Origin of the sequence: Micromonospora sp. NPDC051296, assembly GCF_040682255.1 — a bacterium.
Taxonomy (GTDB): Bacteria; Actinomycetota; Actinomycetes; order Mycobacteriales; family Micromonosporaceae; genus Micromonospora; species Micromonospora craterilacus.
Map to the genome: position 1 here is coordinate 1 of NZ_JBFBAO010000319.1, position 8,282 is coordinate 8,282.

9 protein-coding genes are annotated in these 8,282 nt (G+C 68.1%); all 9 read right to left on the bottom strand.

Going from position 1 to position 8,282, the window contains the following annotated elements; all coding sequences use genetic code 11:
• On the bottom strand, positions 1 to 1,005 hold a 1,005-nt coding region (locus AB0M52_RS26360; protein WP_363958907.1), incomplete at its 3' end, for a 5'-3' exonuclease H3TH domain-containing protein.
• A 126-nt stretch (positions 1,006 to 1,131) separates the two neighbouring features.
• On the bottom strand, positions 1,132 to 1,941 hold the full coding sequence (locus AB0M52_RS26365; protein WP_363958910.1) for an amino acid ABC transporter ATP-binding protein: 810 nt from the start codon (positions 1,939 to 1,941) through the stop codon (positions 1,132 to 1,134).
• Positions 1,941 to 2,918, bottom strand: coding sequence for an amino acid ABC transporter permease (locus AB0M52_RS26370; RefSeq protein WP_363958913.1), 978 nt, complete (start codon positions 2,916 to 2,918; stop codon positions 1,941 to 1,943). Before AB0M52_RS26370 ends, AB0M52_RS26365 begins: the two co-directional genes overlap by 1 nt.
• A gap of 1 nt (position 2,919) precedes the next feature.
• On the bottom strand, positions 2,920 to 3,831 hold the full coding sequence (locus AB0M52_RS26375; protein ID WP_363958916.1) for an ABC transporter substrate-binding protein: 912 nt from the start codon (positions 3,829 to 3,831) through the stop codon (positions 2,920 to 2,922).
• A 33-nt stretch (positions 3,832 to 3,864) separates the two neighbouring features.
• Positions 3,865 to 4,581: an ABC transporter ATP-binding protein gene (locus tag AB0M52_RS26380; protein WP_363958919.1), complete on the bottom strand. Its 717-nt coding sequence runs from the start codon at positions 4,579 to 4,581 to the stop codon at positions 3,865 to 3,867.
• On the bottom strand, positions 4,565 to 5,362 hold the full coding sequence (locus AB0M52_RS26385; RefSeq protein ID WP_363958931.1) for an ABC transporter ATP-binding protein: 798 nt from the start codon (positions 5,360 to 5,362) through the stop codon (positions 4,565 to 4,567). The genes AB0M52_RS26380 and AB0M52_RS26385 overlap by 17 nt, the downstream gene beginning before the upstream one ends.
• Positions 5,363 to 5,408: 46 nt before the next feature.
• Complete coding sequence (locus tag AB0M52_RS26390) at positions 5,409 to 6,518, bottom strand: branched-chain amino acid ABC transporter permease (protein ID WP_363958922.1); 1,110 nt, start codon at positions 6,516 to 6,518, stop codon at positions 5,409 to 5,411.
• Positions 6,515 to 7,465, bottom strand: a complete 951-nt coding sequence (locus tag AB0M52_RS26395; RefSeq protein WP_363958925.1) for a branched-chain amino acid ABC transporter permease — start codon at positions 7,463 to 7,465, stop codon at positions 6,515 to 6,517. Before AB0M52_RS26395 ends, AB0M52_RS26390 begins: the two co-directional genes overlap by 4 nt.
• A 102-nt stretch (positions 7,466 to 7,567) precedes the next feature.
• On the bottom strand, positions 7,568 to 8,282 hold a 715-nt coding region (locus AB0M52_RS26400), incomplete at its 5' end, for a branched-chain amino acid ABC transporter substrate-binding protein (protein ID WP_363958928.1).

Consider the following 8,282-nt stretch of genomic DNA (forward strand, 5'->3'; position numbering starts at 1 on the left):
GACCGCGACGCCGACCGGGGTGCCCGCCGGGGCGTGTGTCGCCAGCCAACCGGCCAGGGCGCCGGGTCCGGCGAGCACCTCGCCGGCCAGGTCGAAGCCCGCCTCGGCCTCCGGCTCGACCGCCTCCAGGTACTGATACAGCCGGTCTCGCAGGATGCGGAACTGGAGGGTGTCGAAGACCTGGTGCACCGCCTCGCGGTCCCAGCCCTGCCAGCGGGCGTCGTCGGGGCGGATCGGCAGCTCCAGGTCGGCGACCAGACAGTTGATCTCGTAGTTGCGGATCACGTCGGCCAGCCGTTCGCGCAGGCTGTCGCCAGCCTTGCCCTTGATCTCGTCGGCGCGGGCGATGACGCCCTCCACCCCGCCGTAGGTGTTGATCCACTTGGCTGCGGTCTTCGGGCCGACGCCGGGAATGCCGGGCAGGTTGTCGCTGGTCTCACCGACCAGCGCGGCCAGGTCGCGGTAGCGCTCCGGGCCGACGCCGTACTTCGTCTCGACCGCGGCCGGATCCATCCGGGCCAGGTCGGAGACGCCCTTGCGCGGGTAGAGCACGGTGATCTGCTCGCCGACCAGCTGGAACGCATCCCGGTCGCCGGTGCTGATCAGCACCGACATGCCCTGGTCGCGGGCCTGGCAGGCCAGGGTGGCGATGACGTCGTCGGCCTCGTAGCCCTCCTTCTCCACCACCGGGATGCGCAGCGCGGCCAAGACCTCCTTGACCAGGCTCACCTGGCCCTTGAAGTCGGTCGGGGTCTCGCTGCGGCCGGCCTTGTACTCCGCGTACTTGTCGGTGCGGAAGGAGCGGCGGGAGACGTCGAAGGCGACCACGATGTGCGTCGGCTGCTCGTCGCGCAGCACGTTGATCAGCATGGAGGTGAAGCCGTAGACCGCGTTGGTCGGCTGCCCCGTCGTGGTGGAGAAGTTCTCGACCGGCAGGGCGAAGAAGGCCCGGTATGCCAGGGAGTGTCCGTCGACGAGAAGCAGGCGCGGGGTCGTAGCTGTCACGGCAGCGACTCTATCCCCTGCCCCCGACAGCCGCCGCGGGCCGCGCCCGCCAGCATGGGCCACGGCCGGACGTCAGCCAGCGACAGGGCCCGGCCGCCGGCGATCACCGCCGGCGGCCGGGTCTCGTCAGAGCACCTTGGCCAGGAACGCCTTGGTCCGGTCGTGCTTCGGGTCGGCGATCACCTCGCGCGGGTTGCCCTGCTCGACCACCACGCCGCCGTCCATGAAGACCAGCGAGTCGCCGACCTCACGGGCGAAGCCGATCTCGTGGGTGACCACGATCATCGTCATGCCGTCGCGGGCCAGGTCCTTCATCACGTCCAGCACCTCGCCGACCAGCTCCGGGTCGAGCGCACTGGTGGGCTCGTCGAAGAGCATCAGCTTCGGCTTCATGGCCAGCGCCCGGGCGATGGCCACCCGCTGCTGCTGTCCACCGGAGAGCTGCCCCGGGTAGTTGCCCAGCTTGTCGCCGAGCCCCACCCGCTCCAGCAGCGCTGCGGCCCGCTCCCGGGCGGCGGACTTCTTCTCCCGCCGTACCAGGGTCGGGGCCTCGGCCACGTTGTCCAGGGCCGTCATGTGCGGAAAGAGGTTGAACCGCTGGAACACCATGCCGATCGAGCGGCGCTGGGCGGCGACCTCCTTCTCCCGCATCTCGTGCAGCTTGCCGCCGCGCTCCCGATAGCCGATCAGCTCGCCGTCCACCCGGATCCACCCGGCGTTGATCTTCTCCAGGTGGTTGATGCAGCGCAGGAAGGTCGACTTGCCCGACCCGGAGGGCCCGAGCAGGCAGCACACCTCCCCGGCCCGCACCTGCAGGTCGATGCCCTTGAGCACCTCGATCGAGCCGAACGACTTGTGCACCTGCTCGGCGTGCACCATCGGCCCCGACTCCGCCCCCGGCGGGCCAGCCTGCGGCAGCACCTTCACGCCCGTCATCACGCATCCGCCTTGCTCGCGCCGCCGCCAGCCTCCGCGGCGATCCCCCGCAACTTGACTTTCGCCCGCCCGCTGCGGCCGACGCCCTTGGAGAAGTGCCGCTCCAGGTAGTACTGCCCGACCAGCAGCACGCTGGTCAGCAGCAGATACCACAGGCACGCCGCCACGTACATCGGGAAGAGCTGGAAGGTACGGGCGCCGACGGCCTTGAGCTGGAAGAACAGCTCGGCGGAGACCGGCACGAAGGCCACCAGCGAGGTGTCCTTGAGCATCGCGATGGTCTCGTTGCCGGTCGGCGGGATGATCACCCGCATCGCCTGCGGCAGCACGATCCGACGCATGATCTGACCCCGGGTCAGGCCGAGGGCCTGAGCCGCCTCGGTCTGCCCCTCGTCGACCGACTGGATGCCGGCCCGGACGATCTCCGCCATGTACGCCGCCTCGGAGAGGCCGAGTGCCAGCATGCCGGCGACGAAACCGGTGAGGATGTCCACCGCCGAGAAGCCGAACAGCCGCGCCTCGAAGTCGCTGACTCCGAACAGCGCGCCGATCTGCCGGTCGAAGGGCAACCCGAACTCGATCCGGGCCCAGAGGATGCCCAGGTTGCCGAAGAGGATCGCCAGCACCAACCGGGGCACCGCCCGGAAGAACCAGGTGTAGACCCAGGAGACGCCGCGCAGGACCGGGTTCTCGGAGAGCCGCATGATCGCGATGACGACGCCCAGCGTGATGCCGATGAACATCGAAAGGACGAGCAACAGGATGGTGCCGCGCAGCCCCGCGATGATCGGCGGCCGGAACATCTCGTCGACCATGAACGACCAGTTGAACGCCTTGTTCGTCACCAGCATGTGCACGAACATGGCCACCAGCACCCCGATGACGGCGACGGCGAGCCACCGCCCGGGATGCCGCACGGGCACGGCCTGGATGGGTTCCGGCCGTGCCCGTTCGGGTGTTTCGGTGTCGAGGGACATGTCAGCTAGCGGGGTTCAGTGCCGAGGTCGTGATGGCACCGCCCTCGACGCCCCACTTCTTCAGCGCCGCCTCGTAGCTGCCGTCGGCGATGACCGCCTGCACGGCCTCCCGCAGCACCTCGGCGAACTCGGCCTGGTCCTTCTTCACCACGTAGCCGTACGGAGCCGACTCGTAGATGTCGCCGAGCACCGCCAGCTGGCCGCTGCTCTGCTGCACCGCGTACGCGCCGACCGGCGAGTCGGCCAGCATCGCGTCGTTCTTGCCGCTGACCACGGCGGCCGTCGCGTCGGCCTGCGACTGGTACTGGTCGATGGTGATCGCCGGCTGACCGGCGTCGGTGCACTTCTTCGACCGGACCTCGAGGTCGTCGACCTGGACGGTGCTGGTCTGCACGGCGATCTTCTTGCCGCAGGCGTTGTCCGGGTCCACCTGGTTCGGGTTACCGGCCTTGGTGGCCCACTGGGTGCCGGCGGAGAAGTAGCTCACCATGTTGACCGTCTGCATCCGCTCGGCGTTGATGGTGAACGAGGAGACACCGATCTCGTACTTGCCGGAGCCCACACCGGGCAGGATCGCGTCGAACGGCGCCGCCTCGTACTCGGCCTTCAGGCCGAGCTTCTGCGCCACCGCGTTGAACAGCTCGATGTCGAAGCCGATCACGGTCTTGCCGTCGGTGTCGAGGAACTCCGCCGGCGCGTACGTCGCGTCGGTGCCCACCTTGATCACGCCGTCGGCCTTGATCGCGTCAGGCACCTTGGCGGCGAGCGCCGAGTCGGCGTCGGCGGTCACGCTCGGGCCCGCGCCGGGCTGGTCGTCGCCCTCCTTCTCGCCGCACGCGGCCAACGAGAGGGTGAGCAGCGCCGCACCGGCCACACCGATGACGGCCCGCCGGCGACCGTTGAAGTTGAACATGTCGTTCTCCTTGCGATGAGGGGTATCAGCCGGTCAGGCCACGCCGAGGTAGGCCTCTTTGACGGCCGGGTCGTGCAGCAACTCGCTGCCGGTGCCCTCCTTGACGATCCGGCCCGTCTCCAACACGTACGCGCGGTGCGCCCGGGCGAGCGCCTGCTGCGCGTTCTGCTCCACCAGCAGGATCGTGGTGCCCTGCTCGTTGATCTCGGTGATGATCGAGAAAATCTGCTGGATCAGCATCGGCGCCAGACCCATCGAGGGCTCGTCGAGCAGCAGCAGCTTGGGCCGGCTCATCAACGCCCGGCCCACGGCCAGCATCTGCTGCTCACCGCCGGAGAGCGTCCCACCGACCTGCTTGCGCCGCTCCGCCAGCCGAGGGAAGAGTTCCAGCACCTTGGCCAGGTCCTTGGCCACCTCGGCACGGTCACGCCGGGTGTAAGCACCCATGTCCAGGTTCTCCAGCACGCTCATCCCGGGGAAGATCCCCCGGCCCTCGGGTGCCTGGCAGAGCCCCCGCCGCACCCGTAGGTCGGCCCGGAGCTTGGTGATGTCCTCACCACCGAACCGGATCCGGCCGGCGGCGACCGGACGGATACCCGAGATGGCCCGCATGGTGGTGGACTTGCCGGCGCCGTTGGCGCCGATCAGGGCCACGATCTCGCCCTCGTTCACGGTCAGGCTGATCCCGTGCAGCGCCTTGATCCGCCCGTAGAGCAGACTGACGTCTTCGATCTCAAGCAGCGTCGTCATCCGGCACCCCCAGGTAGGCCGCGATCACCCGGTGGTCCTCCCGCACCTCGGCGGGGAGTCCTTCAGCGATCTTCTTTCCGAACTCCAGCACCACGATCCGGTCGGTCACTCCCATGACCAGGCGCATGTCGTGCTCGATCAGCAGCACGGTGATGCCCTGGTCCCGGATCTTGCGGATGAGCTGGAGCAGCTCCTCCTTCTCGGCCGGGTTGAAGCCGGCGGCCGGCTCGTCCAGGCAGAGCAGTACCGGGTCGGTGGCCAGCGCCCGCGCGATCTCCAGCCGGCGCTGTTCGCCGTAGGAGAGGTTGCGGGCGGCGTCGTGCATCCGGTTGGGGATGCCGACGAAGTCGAGCAGCCGTTCGGCCTTCTCGATCCCGTCGCGCTCCTCGCGCCGGTGCCGGGGCAGCCGGAACAGGGCGGAGATGACGCTGGTCTTGTGGTGGGCGTCCGCACCGACCTGGATGTTCTCCAGCGCGGTCATCTCCGGGAACAGGCGGATGTTCTGGAACGTCCGCGCCATGCCCATCTTGGTGATGTGGTGCTTCTTCTTGCCGGTGATCCGCTGCCCGCGGAACCGGATCTCACCCTCGGAGGGCTGGTAGATGCCGGTCATCGCGTTGAAGCAGGTGGTCTTGCCGGCGCCGTTCGGGCCGATCAGACCGAGGATCTCCCCCTTGTAGAGGGTGAAGTTGACGTCGTTGAGGGCCACCACGCCGCCGAACCGCAGCGTGACGTGGTCGACCTCGAGCAGTGGCTCACGGCCGTCGGCGGTGGATTCCACCGCCGGGGCGCCAGCCTGCTCCGGAACGGTCGGCTTCTGCACGGTCTCACCCACCGACGATCACCTCCTTGCGACGGTCCTTGAACTCCGCCGCTCGTCGTCGGTTCGGTATCAGGCCCTGTGGTCGGAAGATCATCATGACCACCAGAATCAGGCCGAAGAACATGAATCGGTACTCGTACAGCTCGACGCCGAAGACCTCGATGCCACGGAACCGCTCGATCAGGTACGCCACCAGGCCACCGCCGACGATCGCGCCGACGATGTTGCCCGAACCGCCGAGGATGACCGCGGCCAGGATGATGATCGAGTTGAGCAGCTCGAGGTTCTGCGAGCTGACGAAGTTCTGCTTGCCGGCGAAGAGCGCCCCGGCCAGACCGCCGATCGCCGCGCCCGAGGCGAACGCCCAGAGCTTGAACTTGAACGTCGGCACACCCATCAGCTGCGCCGCGTCCTCGTCCTCCCGGATCGAGATCCAGGCCCGGCCGACCCGGCTGCGGTTGAGGTTCCGCACGCCGATGACCACCAGGATGATCACTGTGAGGACCAGCCAGTAGTACGGCCGTGGGTCGAGCACCCCGAAGATCGGCTTGCCGTCGGAGTAGCTGCCCGGCGGGTGCGGGATCTGGTTGAAGCCGCGCTGCCCCTTGAGGAAGTCGGAGGCCGTCGCCGCGACCCGGATCATCTCGGCGAAGCCGAGCGTCACGATGGCCAGGTAGTCACCACGCAGCCGCAGTGTCGGCGTACCCAGGAACACCCCGGAGATCATCGTCAGCGCGATCGCCAACGGCAGGGCCAGCAACCACGGCCAGAGCGTCTTGAGGTCGCTGCTCGGCGAGGTGAACACCGCCACCGTGTACGCACCGACCGCGAAGAAGCCGAAGTAGCCCAGGTCGAGCAGGCCGGCGAAGCCGACCACGATGTTCAACCCGACCGCCAGCAGCACGTAGATGGAGACGGTGAAGAGCACCTGCCCGAAGTTCGATCCCGTTGTCGGAATCGGCCCGAGCCACTGGTAGAACTCCCGGTTCGGCAGGGCGTAGAAGAACACGATCACCGCCCCGATGACGGCCCACCGCGTCCAGCGCGGCGCGTTGTGCCACCGCTCGGCCACCGCGTGGCGGCCGGTATCGATCCATTCCCTCACGCTGGTCATGCGCGGGCCCTCCCCAACGACTCGCCAAGCAGACCGGTCGGCCGGAACATCAGCAGCACGACCAGGACGACGAAGGCGGCCAGGTCCTTCCAGTTCGCGCCGAACAGAGCCGAGGCGTAGTTCTCGACCAGACCGAGCAGCAGGCCACCGAGCAGCGCGCCGCGCAGGTTGCCGATGCCACCGAGGACCGCCGCGGTGAACGCCTTCAGCCCGAGCAGGAAGCCCACGCTGTAGGTCAGCGTGCCGATCCGGATGTCGTAGAGCATCCCGGCGACGCCGGCCATCACGCCACCGATGACGAAGACGACCAGGATGATCCGGTCCTTGTTGATCCCCATCAGCGCGGCCGTGTTCTGATCCTGGGCGACCGCTCGGATACCCCGGCCGACACGGCTGCGGTTGATGAAGAGGTCCAGAGCGACCATCATCGCCAGAGCCGAACCGATGATCAGCAACTGCACCACGGTGACTTCCGCACCGAAGACGGTGAACAGGACGTCGTTCTTGACCACGGTGGGGGCGCCGACCGGAAGCCGCCGGGTGTAGATGCCGAACGCCTCGGCGATGGCGATCGACGCGCCGATGGCGGTGATCAGGAAGGCCAGCGGCGGGGCGTTGCGCTTACGCAACGGCCGGTACGCCACCCGCTCGATGACCGTCGCGGTACCAGCCGAGGCCACCGCCGCGATCAGGGCACCGACCAGCAGGTAGAGCATGATCGAGCCGAAGCCGCTGACGACCGAGTCGCGGTCCAGGCCAAACGCGGCCCAGCCCCAGATGGCGGCGAAAGCGCCGGCGATGAAGACCTCGGAGTGGGCGAAGTTGATGAGTCTCAGCACGCCGTACACCAGCGTGTAACCCAGCGCGACGAGGGCGTAGATGGCGCCCACCGTCAGCCCGGTTATCGTATATCCCCCGAAATCGGAGAATAGGGCGTTGAAGTTCAAGGAAGGGCACTCCGTACGGGAAGGGAAGACAGTGGGGGGTGCGGCCGGGAAGGTGCTCCCCGGCCGCACCCCACAGTCACAGCGGAACCGTTACCGCAACGGTCAGGACTTCGGGACTTCCTGGTCCGGAACGACCTTGCCGCCCTCGACCTTGTACGCCCAGACCTTGACCTGGGTCGGGTCGAGCTCACCGGTCTCGGTGAACTTGTAGCTCGCCGCAACGCCCTCGCCGCTGTAGCCCTTCACGAACTCCAGCATCTTCGGGCGGGTGCTGTTACCGGCCTTGATGCCGGCGAGCAGGATGTTCGCCGCGTCGAACGCGACGTCGCTGTAGGTGCCGGGCTCCCCGCCGTTGAGCGCCTTGAAGTCCTCGACGAAGGTGCCGCGCGCCTCGGTGGCCGGCTGGCAGGGGCAGGTGAGGATGGTGCCCTCGGCCGCCGCCGCGCCGGCACCGGTGATGTAGGAGGCGTCGTTGACGCCGTCGCCGGCGACCAGGGTGGCGGTGACGCCGGCAGCGGTCAGCTGCTTGCGGATCAGACCGGCCTCCTGGTAGTAGCCGCCGTAGAAGACCACGGCCGCGCCGGAGGACTTGACCTTGGTGACAGTCGCCGAGAAGTCGCTCTGCTTGCCGTCGCCCTGGACCTTGTCGCTGTCGACGACCGCCGCGCCGAGCACCTTCTTGACCTCGTCGGCCAGGCCGGCGCCGTACGCGGACTGGTCGTCGATGACGAAGACCTTCTCGGCCTTCAGCACGTTCTTGATGTAGTTACCGGCCGCCGGGCCCTGGCTGTAGTCGTTGCCGACCGCCCGGAAGAAG

Bases quoted from the DNA above. Each gene is read 5' to 3' on its own strand.
- AB0M52_RS26365 (WP_363958910.1), bottom strand. From the start codon at position 1,941: ATGACGGGCGTGAAGGTGCTGCCGCAGGCTGGCCCGCCGGGGGCGGAG.
- AB0M52_RS26370 (WP_363958913.1), bottom strand. From the start codon at position 2,918: ATGTCCCTCGACACCGAAACACCCGAACGGGCACGGCCGGAACCCATC.
- AB0M52_RS26375 (WP_363958916.1), bottom strand. From the start codon at position 3,831: ATGTTCAACTTCAACGGTCGCCGGCGGGCCGTCATCGGTGTGGCCGGT.
- AB0M52_RS26380 (WP_363958919.1), bottom strand. From the start codon at position 4,581: ATGACGACGCTGCTTGAGATCGAAGACGTCAGTCTGCTCTACGGGCGG.
- AB0M52_RS26390 (WP_363958922.1), bottom strand. From the start codon at position 6,518: ATGACCAGCGTGAGGGAATGGATCGATACCGGCCGCCACGCGGTGGCC.